Here is a 17,250-nt window from a genome sequence, read left to right as displayed (position 1 = left end):
ATCAGGCGTACTGCACGCACCCATCCTCGCGGCAGAAGCTCACCAGCACGAGGCCGGCCCGTTCGGCGATGTCGATCGCCAGCGTGCTGGGGGCGGAGATGGTGGCCAGCATGGGGATGTGCATGCGCGCGGCCTTGCGTACCAGCTCGTAGCTGGCGCGGCTGGACAGGAACACGAAGCCGCGCCCCATGTCCTCGCCCTGCCGCGCCAGGTGGCCGATCAGCTTGTCGAGCGCGTTGTGGCGGCCCACGTCTTCGAACACGTGGACGATACCGCCGTCCGGGCGGCACCAGGCGGCCGCGTGGACGCCGCCCGTGGCGTGCATCAAGGATTGGTGTTGGGTCAGTTCGCTGGCCGCGCGCGCCACGGCCGGCGCGGGCGCGTGTTCCAGCGCCGGCGCGGCGATGCGCGGCGGGCGCAGGTCGAGCTGCGCCAGGCTCTCCACGCCGCACACCCCGCAGCCGCTGCGGCCGGCCAGCGTGCGGCGCCGTTCCTTCAGGCGCATGAAGGCTTGCTGGCTGATGGTCAGTTCCACTTCGGCGCCGTCGCCGCTTTCGCGCAGCACCAGGTCGTAGATGTCGTCGCGGTGATCGACCACGCCTTCGGACAAGGCGAAACCGAGCGCGAACGCTTCCAGGTCGCGCGGCGTGGCCATCATCACGGCTTGCGATACGCCGTTGAACACCAGCGCCACCGGCATTTCCTCGACCACGCGGTCGGTGGTGCGCGATTGGGCCTGGCCCTGGTGGCGCACCACGGTCCGCTGCTGGAAGCCGTCCCGTTCCAGCTCTGTGTCAAATAGCATGCCGCCTCCGCGCTCGTATCATGTTGCCATGATACATGCGCGGCGGCGCCATTGCAGCTCCTCAGGCGCCTTCGCCGGCCACGCCGTAGTGACGGGCGTAGCGGTTATCCAGGTTCCCCAGCGGCAGCAGCAGGAACAGGTCGGCGCTTTCGAAATCAGGATCCCAGGCCGGTTCGCCGCAAATCCATGCGCCCGAACGCATATAGCCTTTCAGCAGCGGCGGCACTTGCGCCTTGGGGGACGCTTCCAGTTTGCTGATCGGGAATGGCAAATGGGGCGTGACGCGGTATTCGGGCGGCGCAATGTGCTGGGCCGCCAGCGCCTGGTACACGGCGACCGCATTGTGGCCGCCATCGGCCAGGCTGATGCTGGCGCAGCCGATCAGGTAGTCGCAGCTTTCGCGGCGCATGTACTCGGCCAGGCCGGACCACAGCAACATGATGACGCTGCCGCCACGGTAATCGGGATGAATGCAGGCGCGCCCCGCTTCCACCATGCGGCCACGCAGGTTGTTCAGGCGGCCCAGGTCGAATTCGTTCTCGGAGTACAGGCGGCCCAGCTTGCGCGCGCGCGTGGGGCTCAGCAGGCGGTAGGTGCCCACCACTTTCAGCGTGTTGGTGTCGCGCACGATCAGGTGGTCGCAGTGCTCGTCGAATTCATCGCTGTCGAGGCCATCGTCGCGCGCCAGCGAGCTGAGGCCCATCGTTTCGATGAACACCTTGTAGCGCAAGCGCTGCACTTCGCGCAGCTCTTCCGGTGTGCTTGCCATGCTGAGAACCAGCTTGGCCGACGCTGCCCTGACGTCTGCTTGTACGATCGAATGTTGCATGCTTCATCCTTTCAGTGGGTGACGAAGCAAGCGTAACGGTCTAATACTTCAGGAAAATGACAACACGGTGTCGTTTCCGTGACATCAGGGCAGTGTTGTTTTTTTGCTAGTCTTTCTTCGGACGGCCCGTCTTCAACTGCGGCAGCGCGGACAGCACGTTCTGCAGCGTGGCCAGGTCGATCTGGCTGATCAGGGCCACGCCGATGCGCAGCAATTCGCTCTTCTTGATCTCGAAGCCAGCCTTCAGGCACGCTTTCTTCACCTGGCCCAGCACCGCATATTCCTGTTCGGGCATGGTGAAGCTGTCGCGCACCAGCTTGTCCTTGCGTTGCTTGTCCTTGGCCGGCTCCACCGGACGGGCGGCGGGCGCCTTGGCGGCGGCCTTGGGCGCGGCTTTCACGGCAGTCTTCGCGGGTTTGGCCGCAGGCTTGGCGGCTTTCGGCGCGGCCTTGACGGCTGCTTTGGCTGCCGGTTTGGCGGCAGGCTTGGCTGCGGCCTTGGGCGCGACGGCCTTGGCAGCCGCTTTCGGCGCCGCCTTCGCGGCCGGTTTCGCCGCCGGTTTCACAGCGGCCTTCGCGGTCGCATTGGCGGCGGGCTTGGCGGCCGCCTTGGCAACCGGCTTTGCAGCCGGCTTTGCAGCCGATTTTGCTGCCGGTTTCGCGGCAGGTACGGCAGCGGGCTTGGCGGCGCCGGCGCGGGCGGCCGGCTTGGCCTTGGCGGCTGGGGCCTTGACTACCGGCGCCTTAACCATCTTGGGCAGCGGCGCCGCCTTACCGTTGGCAACCGGCGCGCTGGCCGTGGATTTCATGGCGATTGCTTTGCTCATCATCACTCCTCGTTAACAATATAAACAATATATACCATTTTCGAAGATTGTGTTTGAGCAATATCACGCCAGGCGACAAGCAGCCTGGCGTTCAGGCGTTGGCGCGGATGCTGAAGTCCACGCCGACCTCGTCCCACAGTTCCTGCTCCTTCTCCATCCAGTAAGACACGGTGGGATGGTCGGCCACCCAGTCGCGCCGGATTTCCAGTTCGATGCGGTTCTTCATGCGCAGCTTGAGCTGGCGGAAATCGACGTCGATCCGGGCGTGCATGAACAGGATGGCCAGCCGCAGCGCCACCACGGCCTTGGCGAAATCGGATTCGGCCAGCGCCTCGCCCACCTTGCGCAGGTTGCCCTTCTGGGCCACGATCAGCCGGCTCATGGTCTTCTGCTCGCGCGTGGTGAAGCCCGGCAGGTCGGCGTTCTCGATCATGTAGGCGGCGTGCTTGTGGTAGCCCGTTTGCGACACCACCATGCCCACCTCGTGCAGCAGCGCGCTCCAGAACAGGGGCCGCGTGTAGGTGTCGGTGGCCGGTTTCATCTGCCCGTACAGGGCCAGCGCGTCGTTCGCCACCCGCTCGGCGCGGCCCTCATCGACATGGAATTTCTGCTGGAACGCGCGCACCGACTGCTCGCGCCGGTCACGCTTGGTCGAACGCAGGTACAAGTCCCACATCACGCCCATGCGCAGGCCGGCCTCGATCGGCTGCACCACGGGAATATCGAGTTCATGCACCAGCGCGATCATGATGGCCAGGCCGCCGATGATGGTGCCGGCGCGCTCGGGCCGCAGCCCGGCCAGCTCGATCTTGCTCACATGGCCGATCTGGATGAAGCGCTGCTTGAGCGCCTCCAGCGTGGCGGCGTTCATCTCGCGCCCGATGCCATTCTTGACGATGATCTCGGCCAGCGTGCGCGCCGTGCCGGACGAACCGTAGCACTGGCGCCAGTATTGGGGATGGTAAGGTGGCGCCGCGTCCTCCAGGTGGCTGCGGGCCGACAGGATGGCTGCCTCGAACGAGGGCGCGTCGATGCGCCCGCCCACGAAGAACGACAGGCTTTGCTTGACCGTGCCCAGGCTGAACGACTCGACCCGCTCGATTTCCTGGCCGCGCCCCAGTATCAGCTCGGTGGAGCCGCCGCCGATGTCGATCACCAGCCGTCGCTCGCCGGGCAGCGCCAGCGCGTTGGACACGCCCATGTAGATCAGGCGCCCCTCCTCCTCGCCGGAAATCACTTCGATGGGATAACCGATGGCCTGTTCGGCCGCTGGCAGGAAGGCGGCCACGTTGCGCGCCACCCGCATGGCGGAGGTGGCCACCACCCGCACCGCTTCCAGTTGATAAGCGGCCAGCGTGATACGGAAACTCTTGAGGCAGTTCAGGGCCGATTGCATGGCCGCCTCGGTCAGGTTGCCGTTGGCGTCCAGCCCGGCGGCCAGCCGGATCGGCTCGCGCACGCTCTTGAGCACGCGGATCGCTTCGCCGTCGTGTTTGCCGATGTGCAGGCGGAAGCTGTTGGAACCCAAATCTACTGCTGCATACATAGGAGAAGCCTCTTTTCTGATGAACACCGCGAAGGCTTTCAGAATATCAGGTGAAAAATCCTCACACAGTAAGCGCCTATTGTGACGACACGATGACAGCCGCCAACTGGCGCGCGCCTCAGGCCTCCAGCGCGCTCTCGGCGCGCGCCTCGACCACCCGGTTGCGCCCGGCCAGCTTGGCTTGCTGCAGCGCTTCGTCGGCCCGCTTGAACAGGCTCACCGTGCTGTCCTCGGCCCGGATGGTGGTCACGCCCAGGCTGGCCGTCAGATTGATGACGGCCCGCTCAGTCTTGACGGGGTGGCTGGCCACGGCGTTGCGGATGCGCTCGGCCACCATCAGCGCATCCTGCAACGAGGTGCGGGGCAGCTGGATGGCGAATTCGGCGCCGCCCAGGCGGCCCATCAGGTCACTGTCGCGCAACTGCTTCTTGCAGACGTCGACCATGGTCTTGAGCACGGTGTCGCCCACCGGGTGGCCATAGCTGTCATTGACGCGCTTGAAGTGGTCCAGGTTGAGCACGATCAGCGCCGTCGGCATGCCGGGCCGGCGCGCCAGCGCCATCCACGGCGTCAGGGCCTGGTAGAAGCCGCGCCGGTTGGGCACGTCCGTCACCGTGTCCACCGTCTCCAGCCGCGCCAGTTCGCCCTGCAGCGATTCGCGCGTGAGCAGCAGGTAGCCGAAGGCGTTGGTGAGCATCATCAGATACAGCACGGCCAGGCCCAGCCACTGGATCATGCCGCCGCTGACCCAGCCCCAGCCATCGGGCTGCAGCACCGACAGCATGCCGCGCGCGGCAACAGCCAGCGACAGCAACAACATGGTGACGACGAGGAAACGGCGCAGCATGGTGCCGTCGCGCCAGCGCAGCGCCAATGCCGCCACGCCAGCGAGGAAGAAGCCGGCCACTATCAGCGAACCGGCCGCGGCACGGAAGCTCTTGTCCAGTTCTGCGAGGTAAGCACCGAGGAACACGGCCACGGCCACGGCCAGCGCGGGCGCCAGGTAGCGCCGCCAGATCGGCCGGCCCGCCAGTTCCCAGAGCGCGGCCGCGTCCAGCGCCATGCCGGCGAACAGCAAGGCGTTGCCGACACCGATGCTGAGCAGGTCGGGCAAGGTGCCGCGCAGGTACAGCAGCAGCCAGGCGCCGGCCTGGCACTGCTTGGCCACGGCCCAGGTCGACAGGCTGAGCGTCTGCTTGCGCTCGTACTCAAAAAAGAACAGCGCCGCGCACAGGCTCAGATTGCCCAGCGCCAGCGCCAGCAACAGTGTTTTGATATCCATGGATGAGACAATGCATGGCGCGCCGGGGCGCGCCGCTTACACCTCGTGTTCGACGTTGGTGCTGCCGTCGCCGATCTTGCTGCTCCAGGCCTTGACGAAGTAACCCTTCTCCTCGTCCGATGGCGCCTCGTGCCAGAAAACGATCAGCGTGCCCTTGTGGTCATGAATCTGGGAAAACTTTTCGATGAAACCCGAATTGCCGGCCATATCGGCCAGCGCCACCACGTAGCCGTACACCCGGGTCAGGCGCTCGATGCGGTCCGGCTCGGTGAAACTGTTGGTTGCGGTGATGGTGGGGTGGTCTAGAAACATCTTTCTCTCCAATGTGGCCGACAGGCTGCCAGCGGGGCTGGCACTGGCTTTCGCCAATGTACCTACAAATTGCCCATCTGTAAATGCGGATGACCGGCCCGGGGGCCGCATGCTACTATAAAAACACGCCCGGCGTCCGTCAACTGGCGGCGCGCCGCTTCCCTACCCCACCCTGCACCGATGCCACCGACGCCCGATCCGCAGCCGGCCCAGCCATCCCGCCCCCGCGCGCCGCGCGTGCGCACGCGCGGCGACTGGCGCTCGCTGGAATTCTTGCCCGGCATGGTACAAAGCGAGATGCGGCTGTCGCGGCCCGACGAGCTCGTGCTCAGCTACGCGCGCGCCATGATGTGCTTCGTGCTGTTTCAGCCACAACCGGAGCATATCCTGATGGTGGGCCTGGGCGGCGGCTCGCTGGTCAAGTTCTGCCACCGCTACCTGCCGCGCACCCGCATCACGGTGCTGGAACTGCGGGCCGACGTGATCGCGCTGCGCGACCAGTTCGCCATTCCGCCCGATGACGCCCGCCTGCGCGTGATCCACACGGACGCCGTGCACTACATGGCCAGCCAGAGCGCCTGCGCCGACGTGCTGCTGGTCGATGGTTTCGACGAGGCGGGCTTGCCGCCGGCGCTGGGCAGCGCCAGCTTCTACGCTGACTGCCGGCGCGCGCTGCGCCCCGGCGGCGTGCTGGCGGCCAATATCTTCAGCTACGATCCGCACTACCCGGCCATGCTGCGCCGACTGCGCCAGACCTTCCAGAGCCAGGTGTGCTGGTTCCACGGCATGGCCGGCAACAACCGCATCGTGTTCGCCATCAAGGGCGGGGCCCGCTCGCCGGCGCTGGCCATGCAGCGCCGCGTGGCCCGCCACCAGGGCCTGGGGCTGGCCGTACTGAACCGGCTGCTGGCGCACTGGGTGGTGCTGCGCCTGCGCTGGGGGCGCTGAAACGGGCGGCCGCGCCGCTCAGGCGCCCTGCTTCTTGGCGCCGTGCACCATCTGGCGCGCCTGCTTGCGCAACTGGGCCTGGGCGTGGCGCGAGATCTGTTCGGGCGTGACGGGCACCAGCGGCGGCACGGCCACCGGCTTGCGGTGCTCGTCCACGGCCACCATGGTGAAGTAGCAGCTGTTGGCGTGACGCACCATGCGCTGCTGGATATTTTCCGTCACCACCCGTATCCCCACTTCCATCGAGGTGCGGCCCGTGTAGTTGATCGAGGCCAGGAACGTGACCAGCTCGCCCACGTGGATGGGCTGCAGGAACATCACCTGGTCCACCGACAGCGTCACCACATAGCTGCCCGAATAGCGGCTGGCGCAGGCATAGGCCACGCTGTCGAGATATTTGAGGATGGTGCCGCCGTGCACGTTGCCGGAGAAATTGGCCATGTCCGGCGTCATCAGGACCGTCATGGTCAGTTCGTGGGCGGACCAGGTCATCGGTTTTTCCATCTTTTTTCCAGTATGAAGGCAAGGGGATGCCGTCATCCTATCCGCTCGGCCCGTCACTAGCAAATAATTAGCCGGCCATAAGTCGCTTGTGTGAATGCAAGTGGCACGTTACAAAGCCGTGTCCAGGTGGTAAGGTATGCTATCTCTGCCGCCATTCGCTCCCGGTCCGCAACAACGAGCCCATACATGTCACTCAGTTCATCGCCTGCCCCCAACCTCGAGACCGTGGTCAAACTGCGCAAATTATTTACCCGGCTGGTGGCGGCGGTGGCGACCATTTTGCTGATCCTGACTATTTTCGTGGTCCACGCGCTCAACCAGAGCCGGCTACGCTACTACGCGGCGGCCGAGGAAACGTCGCGCAACCTGTCGGTGGCGCTGGAGAATTTCCTGCTGTCCCATTTCCAGGAGGTGGACTTGTCGATGCGGCGCGCGGCGCAGGAATTTCGCACCATGCAAGCCAGCGGCCACTTCGATGATGCCGCCTTCAGCGCCTACCTGCGCACGCTCAAGGAACGCACGCCGCACGCCAACTCGGTGCGCGGCTCGAACGCGGACGGCCTGGTGATCTATGGCGACGAGGTCGACCCGGCCCACCCGCAGGACTTGAACATCCGCGAATTCTTCCAGCGCGCCCGCGCCGAGCGCGAGCTGGTCTTTGGCGTGCCCGTCAAGTCGCGCATCACGGGCGAATGGGTGCTGCCGCTGATGTACGCGCTCACCAAGCCCGACGGCAGCTTCGGCGGCACGGCCTATGTCAACATGAACACCTCGCGCATCACGGAGCTGTTCGCCTCGCTCAACACGGGGCCGCACGGGGTGATCTCGCTGCTCGACAGCCAGCGCCGCATCCTGCACCGCTACCCGGAGGCGCCCGGCATCGTCATCGGCAGCCCGGCCAAGCTGTCGGCCGCCACGGAAGCGGTGCTGGCGGCCGGCAAGGCGCACGCCACTTACCGGGCCGAAAGCCGGCTCGACGGCCAATGGCGCGTGTTCAACGTCGAACGCATCGGCAATTACCCGGTCTATGTGCTGGTGGGCCTGTCGAGCGACGATTTCCTGATCCCGTGGTACCGGGAAATCCGCAACGCCACCATCTTCCTGACCGTGATGTACTTGCTGGCCGGCGCCTTCCTGGCCAGCGTACGGGTGGCCATGCGCAAGCAATATCAGTCGCTCACGCAACTGGTGGAGAAGGACGCGGCGCTGCAAAGCTCGCTGGCCCGGCTGACGGCGTCCGAATCGCGCTGGCGCTCGCTGACGGAAGGCTTGCCGCAAATGGTGTGGACCACCACGCCAGCGTTGAAGCTGGATTTTTTGAGCCACCACTGGCACGAGTATACAGGCGTGCCGACGGCGCAACTGCTGGCGCGCGCGCACTGGTCGGCCATTGTCCATCCCGATGACGCCCAGGCGCTGGAGGCGGCCTGGCGACAAGCCCAGGCCAACGGCCGCGAATTCCGCTGCGACTGCCGGCTGCTGCGCCACGATGGCGAATGGCGCCTGTTCGACCACCACGCCCTGGCCCAGCGCGACGCGGACGGCATGGTGCTGAGCTGGGTGGGCAGCAGCACCGACATCACCGAGGCGCGCGCCGCCCACGACGCGCTGCTGCTGGCCAAGGAACAAGCCTTGCAGGCAGGCCGCGCCAAGTCGGAATTTTTGGCCAACATGAGCCACGAAATCCGCTCGCCCATGAATGCCGTGCTGGGCATGCTGCAACTGCTGCAGCAAACGGCGCTCGATGGCCGCCAGCATGACTACACCAGCAAGGCGGAGACGGCGGCCCGTGCGTTGCTGGGCCTGCTCAACGACATCCTCGACTTCTCCAAGGTGGAAGCGGGCAAGCTGGCGCTCGACCCCCACCCGTTCAGCCTGGACAAGCTGTGGCGCGACCTGGGCGTGATCCTGTCGGCCAATGTGGGCGACAAGAACGTGGAGGTGCTGTTCAGGATCGACCCGGCGCTGCCATCCTGGGTGGTGGGCGACGCGCTGCGGCTGCAGCAGATCCTGCTGAACCTGGCGGGCAACGCCATCAAGTTCACGGAGGCGGGCGAAGTGGTGTTGTCGGCCAAGCTGGCCGGGCACGGCGAACGGGGCCTGGCGATCGCCTTCGCCGTCAGCGACACGGGCATCGGCATCTCGGCCGAGCATTGCCGCCATATCTTCGATGGCTTCTCGCAGGCCGAGGCGTCAACGGCGCGCCGCTACGGCGGCACCGGCCTGGGCCTGGCCATCAGCCAGCGCCTGACGCGCATGATGGGCGGCACGCTGCAAGTGGACAGCACGCTGGGCCAGGGCAGCGTGTTCAGCTTCGTGATCGAGCTGCAGCCGGCGGTCGAGCCGGCCGAGCTCACAGGGGCAGCCATCGCGACGCCGCTGGCGGCCATCGAGCAATTGCACGACCTGGACTGCCTGGTGGTCGATGACAATGCCAGCGCGCGCCAGATCCTGAGCGAGATCGCGCACTCGTTTGGCTGGCGGGTGGACGTGGTCGACAATGGCTACGATGCGCTGGCCGCCGTGGCCCGGCGCGATCCCGACCATCCCTATGACGTGGTGTTCATCGACTGGCGCATGCCGGCCCTGGATGGCTGGGACACCAGCTGGCAGATCCGCCGCCTGCTGCCCGAAGGGAAAACGCCGCTGATCGTGATGGTCACCGCCTACGACCGCGAACTGCTGGCCCAGCGGCAGGCCGAGCTGGAACCCGTGCTGGACGGGGTGCTGGTCAAACCCGTCACGGCGTCCATGATGTACAACGTGGTGGCCGAGGCGCGCCTGAGCCAGCAAGTCCCGGCGGCGGCCGTGGCGCCGCTTTCCCAGCGCCGCCTGGCCGGCCTGCGCCTGCTGCTGGTGGAGGATAATCCCACCAACCAGCAAGTGGCCAGCGAATTGCTGGGCAACGACGGTGCCGACGTGGAAGTGGCCGGCTGCGGCCAGGCCGCCATCGACACCCTGCTGCGCTCGGGCCAACGGCCCGACCTGATCCTGATGGATATCCAGATGCCGGACATGGATGGCTACGAGGCCACGCGCCAGATCCGGGCCCGGCTGGGCGAGCTGGCGCCGCCGATCGTGGCCATGACGGCCAACGCCATGCCGGCTGACCGCGCCGCCGCCCTTGCGGCGGGCATGGTGGATCACGTCGGCAAGCCATTCGACCTGGCCCAGCTGATCGCCGTCATCCTGCGCCACGCGCGCCCGGACGCGGCCAACGACGCGCCAGCCACTGCCGGTGGCGCGGCAGTACCCTCCACCGCCGGCGGGACTGTCCCGTCCGCTGCCGGCGCAGCGGCCGCCGCCACCGACAGGGAGACGCGCGCCGCCGCGCCGGCCGTCCAGCTGAACAGCGCGACCGCGCTGGCCCGCATGGGTGGCCTGGCGCCGGTCTACCTGATGGCGCTGCGCAGCTTCGCGGCCGAGGTGGAGCGCAGCCGTGCGGCCCTGCGCGAGGCGGTGGACGAACGCCGGCTCGACACGGCGCCCACCGTGCTGCACACGCTCAAGGGCGTATCCGGCACGGTGGGCGCCGAGGCCCTGGCCGCGCTGGCGGCCCAGGCCGAGGCGACACTGCGCGGCACGGCCGATCCGGCCGCCTGCACGGCCCAGATCGAAGCCGTGCTCGCGGCCCTGCCCGCCACGGCCGCCGCCGTCGAGCAACTGGCCCTGCGGATGGCCGCGCAAGCGGATGGTCACGCCGCCTGAACGGCGTAAGCGGACGGGTGCGCCGCCCGCCCGGCGCGCACGCTCGCAGGTGCGCCGGAGCGGCCGCAGGCGGGCGCCCCGCGTAGCGCTATCCTGTTAGTCTGGCCGCAGCGCCCGCATCACGCGCCGGGCGCGCATGTCCTCCCATCAACGACTGGAGACACACATGGCTAGCATACAAAGAATCACTCCCTGCCTATGGTTCGACCACCAGGCGGAAGACGCGGTGCAGTTTTACACGAGCATTTTCAATAACGCGAAAATCACCAGCGTGTCGCGCTACGGCGAGGGGGGCCAGGAAGTACATGGCAAGCCGCCCGGTTCCGTGATGGTGGTGGCCTTCGAACTCGACGGCGTGGGATTCACGGCCCTCAACGGCGGGCCGCAATTTCACTTCAATGAAGCGCTGTCGCTGCAGGTCAACTGCGACAACCAGCAGGAAGTGGACTATTACTGGGGCCGGCTGACGGAAGGCGGCGACCCGGACGCGCAGATGTGCGGCTGGCTCAATGACAAGTTCGGCCTGTCGTGGCAGATCGTGCCCACCCTGCTGCCGGCCCTGCTGATGGATGCGGACGCGGCCAAGGCCGGCCGCGTGATGCAGGCCATGATGAAGATGAAGAAGCTCGACATCGCGCAATTGCGCCAGGCCAGCGCGGGCTGAGCCGCGCCGCGCCCGGCACGCCGCGATTTACAGGCCCTGGCGCTCGATATCGGCCAGCGATTCGCGGCCCTTGTCCGTCAAGGTGAAGCCGGCGCCATCGGCGCTGGCGCTGATGTGGGCTTTCTTGCCCAGGAAGTTGGCCACGTCCGCGTCCAGCTGCACGCCCGGATCGGCGGCCAGCGCCCGCATGCTGACGATGCAGCGGCGCAGGAACAGCGCCTGCTGCCCCTTGTCCGTCAGCGACAGGCGGCCGTTCTTGGCCACGCTGAACAGCTTGAGGCCGGCCAGCCGTTTGGTGTTGCGGCCCACGCAAGCGCTGACACGCTCGCCCTTGATGCCGCGCGCTACTTCGGCCAGTGCGTCGTATTCGTCTTGCGTCAATTTCTCGTTTTTCATTACCAATTTTTCCATAAGAGACAACAGCGGCCCTCATGGTACGCGCCCGTTCGCGCCTCGGCAAGGCAAGCCGGTCCCTACGCCCCTCCCCGACGGAGGAACGCAAGGCACCGCGCGTGGGCGATGGCAGTCAACGGAATTACTTGAACGCTCGGATCACCAGCCACACCAGCCCGATGCTGGCAAAGGCGCCGACACAGAGCATCGCTTGCACACGCTTGTTGTTCAGCACTGCTACGCTGCGGCGGCCGAGATAGATTTTATTGTGTAAGGAATTGCCCATGATGGCCTCCGTGAACGGGAAAACGATGTCGTGAGTAAATTATATAAACGCTTCCGTGACGGCTGTGTGACGGTGGACACAAAGCAGTAAATTTGTATCCGACGAGCAACAAAGATGAAACAAGCATATCAACCGGCGGCGCTGTGCGCACCGTCGTTGTTGCGCCAAGATGCGCCGTTCAGGTCTGAATCGGCGTGCGGGGCGGGGTCGGTTCCTCGATGGGCGCGTGCTCGGGCGACGGCATCTCGTCCGGCGGCGGCTCTTTCTCAGGCTTGGGTGGTGGCATGTCCGGCTCTGGCGTGGTGTGGGCACGCCAGGCGGGCACGGTGGGCTTGGTAACAGGGATCATCATGTCGTCCTCCTGAACGGCCAGGCAAAGCGCTGCCTTTCAATGCAGATCAGGGACGGAGCGCGGTTTTTCAAGGGCACCGTAGCGGGCGCCCTCTGCCACGCGCTGCAACCATCAGCGGCTGATCGCCGTCAGCAACACAAAGGTTTCGTGACGAATCGCGGGCTCCGCCTCCTTGAACGCCTTGTCGGCTTTGACATAGGCGGGCCGCTTCAGTTCCACCTTTTCCTTCGCGGTGGGCACGGGGGCCGTGTCGAACAGCGAGGGGCCGCTGTTGTAGGTCTGCTTGAGCACGCGCTGGCCGTAGCTGGACTGGTAATAGCGCGTCATTTCCTTGGCCGTTTCGGTCGAGACGAGGCGCGCGACGGGAATGGACAGGCGCTGGTAGATCTGCTCGGCGGGCACCTTGTCGAGCTTGTCGAACACGGCCTGGCGCTGTTGCGGAGTCGGATAGCGGCTCATGCCGGCCGTGGCCCGCAGCATTTTCTCGGCCTGCATGGCGGCCAGCAAGTCGTGCGCGGCCTGCACCTGCTGCGCGTCCGGCATGGACGGGGCGGAGGGCGTGGAAGCGGCCGAGGCCAGGCTGGCCGCCATCATCAAACCGGCCAGGGCCAGCGTTTTCATCGATTTCATCATTGCTCCGGGAGTTGCGCTTCAGGACGCGCGAGGCGGCATGATATTATCAACTGATAAAATATGTCAAAAAGTTACACTTCAGGACCAGGTCCGCTGATGGACAAATCATCCGAGCCTTACCGCCGGCTACGCCATCAGCAAGCCGCCGCTCATGTCGAAAGTCAGATGTCTTCATCATGGCCGATGCTACTCTCCACCTTATAGAAGGCCCAGTTGGCGCGGGCAAATCCACCTATGCGATGGCGCTGGCATCGGAGCATGGCGCCGTGCATATCGCCCTGGATGAATGGTTCGCTTCCATTTTCAGCCCGGATCGCCCGGAACAAGAGGTGATTCCCTGGTACATCGAACGGAAAGATCGACTCATCAACCTCATCTGGAACCACAGCAAACGTCTTCTCAACAGCGGTTGCAACGTCATACTTGAACTGGGCCTGATTCAACAAGCTGCTCGGATGGACTTCTGCCATCGCGTGCAAAGCGATGGCTACGATCCGATTCTTCATATTCTCGATGCGCCAGTTCACATCCGTCGCGAGCGTGTCAGACAAAGAAATCAACAAAAGGGGGCGACGTTTTCGATGGTGGTACCTGACCACATCTTTGAGCTCGCCAGCAGTCAATGGCAGGCTCCCAACGAAGCCGAGTGTTCTCTGTTCAACGTCAAATTCGTTGGTGGCCCATCGCTCGAAGACCGATGGGGAAATGTCTCGCAAGTGGCGGCATACGGTCAGGGCCACCGTAGCGCCTGACTGGTCCGCGCAGCAGGAGCCAGGTTACGACACCCGGATGATGTCGCGCGCGGCCGCCTTCGCAGTCAGGATGCAGCCCGGTAAAAAAGTCCCCTCCAGCGAACGCTTGCCGCACGCCCCGCCGCCGCCGAAACCGGCCGCCTCCCCCACCGAGTACAGCCCTGGCAGCGCCTGCCCATCGGCGTCCAGCACGCGGCTGTGCATGTCCGTGACCAGCCCGCCCAGGCTCTTGCGCGTGATCAGCTGCATGCGCATGGCGATGTAAGGACCGGCCCCTTGCTGTTGCAGCGGCGCCGGCTTGCAGGTGCGCAAGCGATCCGGCCCCCACTGGCGCGCGTGCAGGATGCGGCGTAGTTGCGCGTCGTTGTGCAGCTTGTCACCGTTGGCGAAATTGGCGTCGAAGGCGTCGGCGGTCGCTTGCAGGACTTCCGGGCGCACATGGTCGCCGCCGGCCAGCGCGTTCATCTTGGCGGCCAGTCCGGCCAGCGTATCGTCCACCAGCACGTCCGGGCTCTCGTGGGCCAGTTGGCGCACCAGGCGATGATTGCCGAGCAGCGTCTCCTTCAGGAACGCGAACATCTGGCGGTCGCGGATGCGCTGGTTGTGTTCGGCGCCGGAAATGGCCAGCTCCTTGGCCGCGATACGCCAGTTGAGCAGGTGCCAGGTCCACGGCTGTCCCTGGCTCGCCACGCGCTGGCACAGGTAGTGCGTGTCGAACCCGGTCACCAGCGGATCGGGGCCGATGCGTCGCCCCCGGTGATCGAGCCACAAGGCCGACTTGCATGGAATGGCGGACAAACCATGCCCCTCGAAATGCGGCTGCGGATGGGGAAAGCCGGCGGCGTAGTTCCACATTTCCCCGGCCGCCGCGATGCGTCCACCCATGCCAGCGACCAGCCGGTGCAGCTTGCCGTCCGAATACGGATGCGCGCCGTTCAGCATGCTGGCAGGCTGCGGCCTGTCTGCCGGCCAGTTGGCGCGCGTTTCCGCGTGGCCGCCGTTGATGCCGCCCATGGCCAGCACGATGGCGGACGCGGCGAAGCGCATCGCTTCCCCCGTTTCCTCGTTCACGCCATGGGCGCCGAGCAGCGCGCCGTTCGCATGCTCCAGCCTATCGATGCGTGTGCGACTCAACAGCTGCAACTTGCCGTTGGCGCCAGCCTGTTCCAGCGCCGCGATCATCGTCACCGTCATGAATCGGGACGTACCCCATAACACGTGGTAGCGCGGCAGCGTATTGCCGTCACCAAAGCGGCCCCGCTCCACCCAGTTCACGGCGGGCAGGAACTTGAGTCCGTACCCGAGCAGCCAGTCGTACACTTCGCTGCGCACATGCTCGACGTAATGACGCGCCCAGGCGAGCGGCAGCGTGTCGGCCTCGTTCAGTTCACCAAAGCGTACCCAGTCGGCCAGCGCGCGTTCCGGCGTGTCGGGAATCTTCATGCGCGCCTGCAGCGGCGTGCCCACCAGGGCCATGCCGCCGAAGGCCCAGCGTGCCAGGCCACCCAGCCGTTCGCGGCTGTCGCGGTCGACCACGGTGACGCGCTTGCCCGCCCGCAGGCATTCGAGCGCCGTGACGATGCCGGCCAAGCCGCCGCCCACCACCAGCACATCGGACTGGATGGTCCGGCTCATGGCGCCACCTTGCGCTTGATCGCATGCGCCACCGGCTGCGGCAGGCTTTCAAGCGAGCGCAGCACGTAAGGCAGCACGCGCAGCTTGAGGCCGGAGAACACGCTCGGCACCACCGCTTCGATCAGATGCGGGCCGGGCGTGGCCAGCGCCCGCTCCAGCGCCGTGTTGAATTGCTCGGCCGTGGTGGCGCGTACGGCGGGCACGCCCATGCCTTGCGCCAGTTGCACGAAGTCCAGCCCCGGATTCTTCAAGTCCAGCTGCGACTTGGCCTTGGGACCGGCCTTTTCCGCCCCGACCCGCTCCAGCTCGACGTTGAGAATGCCGTAGGAGCCATTGTTGAAAATGACCGATACCACGTTCAGTTTTTCGCGCGCCATGGTCCACAGCGCTTGCAGCGTGTACATGGCCGAACCGTCACCCACCAGGGCCAGCACCTTGCGCTCCGGACAGGCCACGGCCGCGCCGACGGCAGCCGGCAGCCCGTAGCCGATGGCGCCGCCCGTCAAGGCCAGCACGTCGTGGCGCGGCGCGCCGGCCGTGAACATGGGCAGCATGGTGCCGGAGGTTTGCGCCTCGTCGACGATGATGGCGTTCTCGGGCAGCAGGTGGCCGATGGCCTTGCACACCTTGGGCGCAGTCAGCTTGCCGCGCGGGCGGCCGGGACGCAGCGCCTGTTGCAGCACGGGCGTGGCCGGCCCGGCGCCCATGCGCTGGCACAGGCTGTTCAGGCTGCCAACGGCGTCCTGCGTCGGCAAGACCAGCTGGTGGACCTTGCAGCCCTCCGGCACCAGGTCGCTTTTCTTGCCCGGATAGGCGAAGAACGATACGGGCGAGCGGGCGTCCACCAAAATCAGGTTCTCGATGCCGGCCAGTTGTACGGAAGCCATCTCGGCCAGGTAGGCGATGCGCTCGACGTGCGGCAGGCCGGCGCCGCGCTCCATGCGCGTCGGGAACACTTCAGCGTACAGCCTGGCGCCGGATTGGGCGGCGATGCGCGCGGCATCCAGCAAGGCCGGTTCGCGCAGCGCGCGTCCACCGAGCAGCAGCGCGTTCTTGCCGCCGGCTTTGAGGACGCTGGCGATCTGGTCGATCACCGCATCGTCCGCGCGCGGCGGCTGCGCCGCTGGCGGCGCGGGCAACGCTTCGGCACCATCGCTCCAGGACACGTCGGCCGGCAGGATCAGCGTGGCCACCTGCCCTTGCGGCCCCTTGGCCGCGGCGACGGCTTCCACCACGTCCTGGCACAGCGCCTGCGTACTTTGCGCGGTGCGTACCCAGCTCGACACGTTGCGCGCCGCCGTTTCTATGTCCGACTGCAACTGGGCATCGTATTGGGTGTGATAGGTGGCGTGGTCACCCACGATATTCACGATGGGCACCCTGCCCTTGCGCGCGTTGTGCAGGTTGGCCAGGCCATTGCCCAGGCCGCAGCCCAGGTGCAGCAGCGTGGAGGCCGGCTTGTCGGCCATGCGCGCGTAACCATCGGCGGCGCCGGTGGCCACGCCCTCGAACAGCGTCAGCACGGCGCGCATTTGCGGCGCGCCGTCGAGCGCGGCAACGAAGTGCATCTCCGATGTGCCGGGATTGGTGAAGCAGACGTTGACGCCTGCATTGATCAGGGTGCGCAGCATTGCTTGAGCGCCGTTGGCCATAACCGTCTCCTTGATTGATTTGTACACATGATGCTGGAAACGGATGGGCCAGTATTGACATTTGGCGACTATAAGTTAACACTTGAAGACACCCTCAACCTCGGATCTGCGCGCGTATGACGG

The 17,250-nt window shown here is 66.0% G+C and carries 17 protein-coding genes; 4 read left to right on the top strand and 13 right to left on the bottom strand.

Features of this window, described 5'->3' with window-relative positions; translation table 11 throughout:
• Nucleotide 1: 1 nt before the first annotated feature.
• The 6 genes from fdhD to H3H36_RS06660 form a co-directional block, all read right to left on the bottom strand.
• Entirely contained in the window at nucleotides 2-805 is an 804-nt protein-coding gene (gene fdhD, locus H3H36_RS06685; protein ID WP_182215517.1) for a formate dehydrogenase accessory sulfurtransferase FdhD, read from the bottom strand.
• Nucleotides 806-866: 61 nt separating this feature from the next.
• Nucleotides 867-1,634: a GNAT family N-acetyltransferase gene (locus tag H3H36_RS06680; protein WP_182215514.1), complete on the bottom strand. Its 768-nt coding sequence runs from the start codon at nucleotides 1,632-1,634 to the stop codon at nucleotides 867-869.
• 106 nt (nucleotides 1,635-1,740) lie between these two features.
• Nucleotides 1,741-2,463 (bottom strand): hypothetical protein, encoded by a 723-nt coding sequence (locus tag H3H36_RS06675; RefSeq protein ID WP_229219777.1) that lies wholly within the window; start codon nucleotides 2,461-2,463, stop codon nucleotides 1,741-1,743.
• Between the two features lie 88 nt (nucleotides 2,464-2,551).
• Nucleotides 2,552-4,006: a Ppx/GppA phosphatase family protein gene (locus tag H3H36_RS06670; protein WP_182215511.1), complete on the bottom strand. Its 1,455-nt coding sequence runs from the start codon at nucleotides 4,004-4,006 to the stop codon at nucleotides 2,552-2,554.
• Between the two features lie 118 nt (nucleotides 4,007-4,124).
• On the bottom strand, nucleotides 4,125-5,288 hold the full coding sequence (locus H3H36_RS06665; protein ID WP_182215508.1) for a GGDEF domain-containing protein: 1,164 nt from the start codon (nucleotides 5,286-5,288) through the stop codon (nucleotides 4,125-4,127).
• Between the two features lie 36 nt (nucleotides 5,289-5,324).
• Nucleotides 5,325-5,600 carry a hypothetical protein gene (locus H3H36_RS06660; protein WP_182215506.1) on the bottom strand — a complete coding sequence of 92 codons (276 nt, stop codon included), beginning with the start codon at nucleotides 5,598-5,600 and terminating at the stop codon, nucleotides 5,325-5,327.
• 180 nt (nucleotides 5,601-5,780) lie between these two features.
• Between H3H36_RS06660 and H3H36_RS06655 the strand changes: the two genes are divergently transcribed.
• The gene (locus tag H3H36_RS06655) at nucleotides 5,781-6,548 is read left to right on the top strand and encodes a fused MFS/spermidine synthase (protein WP_229219776.1); all 768 of its coding nucleotides are present in this window, start codon (nucleotides 5,781-5,783) and stop codon (nucleotides 6,546-6,548) included.
• Nucleotides 6,549-6,566: 18 nt separating this feature from the next.
• Here H3H36_RS06655 and H3H36_RS06650 read toward each other — a convergent pair whose 3' ends face one another.
• A complete protein-coding gene (locus H3H36_RS06650; protein ID WP_220459672.1) occupies nucleotides 6,567-7,040 on the bottom strand; it encodes an acyl-CoA thioesterase in 474 nt (157 codons plus the stop codon).
• Between the two features lie 198 nt (nucleotides 7,041-7,238).
• Between H3H36_RS06650 and H3H36_RS06645 the strand changes: the two genes are divergently transcribed.
• Nucleotides 7,239-10,760, top strand: coding sequence for a response regulator (locus H3H36_RS06645; protein WP_182215501.1), 3,522 nt, complete (start codon nucleotides 7,239-7,241; stop codon nucleotides 10,758-10,760).
• A 166-nt stretch (nucleotides 10,761-10,926) separates the two neighbouring features.
• Nucleotides 10,927-11,424, top strand: a complete 498-nt coding sequence (locus H3H36_RS06640; RefSeq protein ID WP_182215499.1) for a VOC family protein — start codon at nucleotides 10,927-10,929, stop codon at nucleotides 11,422-11,424.
• A 27-nt stretch (nucleotides 11,425-11,451) separates the two neighbouring features.
• Here the strand turns inward: H3H36_RS06640 and H3H36_RS06635 are convergent, their stop codons facing one another.
• From H3H36_RS06635 to H3H36_RS06620, 4 genes are all read right to left on the bottom strand, one after another.
• Nucleotides 11,452-11,820, bottom strand: a complete 369-nt coding sequence (locus H3H36_RS06635; RefSeq protein ID WP_182215498.1) for a hypothetical protein — start codon at nucleotides 11,818-11,820, stop codon at nucleotides 11,452-11,454.
• Between the two features lie 139 nt (nucleotides 11,821-11,959).
• Nucleotides 11,960-12,103 carry a hypothetical protein gene (locus tag H3H36_RS06630; RefSeq protein ID WP_182215496.1) on the bottom strand — a complete coding sequence of 48 codons (144 nt, stop codon included), beginning with the start codon at nucleotides 12,101-12,103 and terminating at the stop codon, nucleotides 11,960-11,962.
• Nucleotides 12,104-12,281: 178 nt separating this feature from the next.
• A complete protein-coding gene (locus H3H36_RS06625; protein ID WP_182215882.1) occupies nucleotides 12,282-12,455 on the bottom strand; it encodes a hypothetical protein in 174 nt (57 codons plus the stop codon).
• A gap of 111 nt (nucleotides 12,456-12,566) precedes the next feature.
• Nucleotides 12,567-13,085, bottom strand: a complete 519-nt coding sequence (locus tag H3H36_RS06620) for a hypothetical protein (RefSeq protein ID WP_182215495.1) — start codon at nucleotides 13,083-13,085, stop codon at nucleotides 12,567-12,569.
• 179 nt (nucleotides 13,086-13,264) lie between these two features.
• On the opposite strand from H3H36_RS06620, the gene H3H36_RS06615 reads away from it, so the two are divergent.
• Nucleotides 13,265-13,840: a P-loop nucleotide/nucleoside kinase family protein gene (locus tag H3H36_RS06615; RefSeq protein ID WP_182215492.1), complete on the top strand. Its 576-nt coding sequence runs from the start codon at nucleotides 13,265-13,267 to the stop codon at nucleotides 13,838-13,840.
• A 24-nt stretch (nucleotides 13,841-13,864) separates the two neighbouring features.
• Here the strand turns inward: H3H36_RS06615 and H3H36_RS06610 are convergent, their stop codons facing one another.
• Nucleotides 13,865-15,475: an FAD-dependent oxidoreductase gene (locus H3H36_RS06610; protein ID WP_182215490.1), complete on the bottom strand. Its 1,611-nt coding sequence runs from the start codon at nucleotides 15,473-15,475 to the stop codon at nucleotides 13,865-13,867.
• A complete protein-coding gene (locus tag H3H36_RS06605) occupies nucleotides 15,472-17,127 on the bottom strand; it encodes an acetolactate synthase large subunit (RefSeq protein WP_182215487.1) in 1,656 nt (551 codons plus the stop codon). The genes H3H36_RS06610 and H3H36_RS06605 overlap by 4 nt, the downstream gene beginning before the upstream one ends.
• Nucleotides 17,128-17,250: the final 123 nt, after the last annotated feature.

It is taken from the genome of Rugamonas fusca (assembly GCF_014042365.1).
GTDB lineage: Bacteria > Pseudomonadota > Gammaproteobacteria > Burkholderiales > Burkholderiaceae_D > Rugamonas > Rugamonas fusca.
This window is presented reverse-complemented; position numbering and strand designations above follow the sequence as displayed.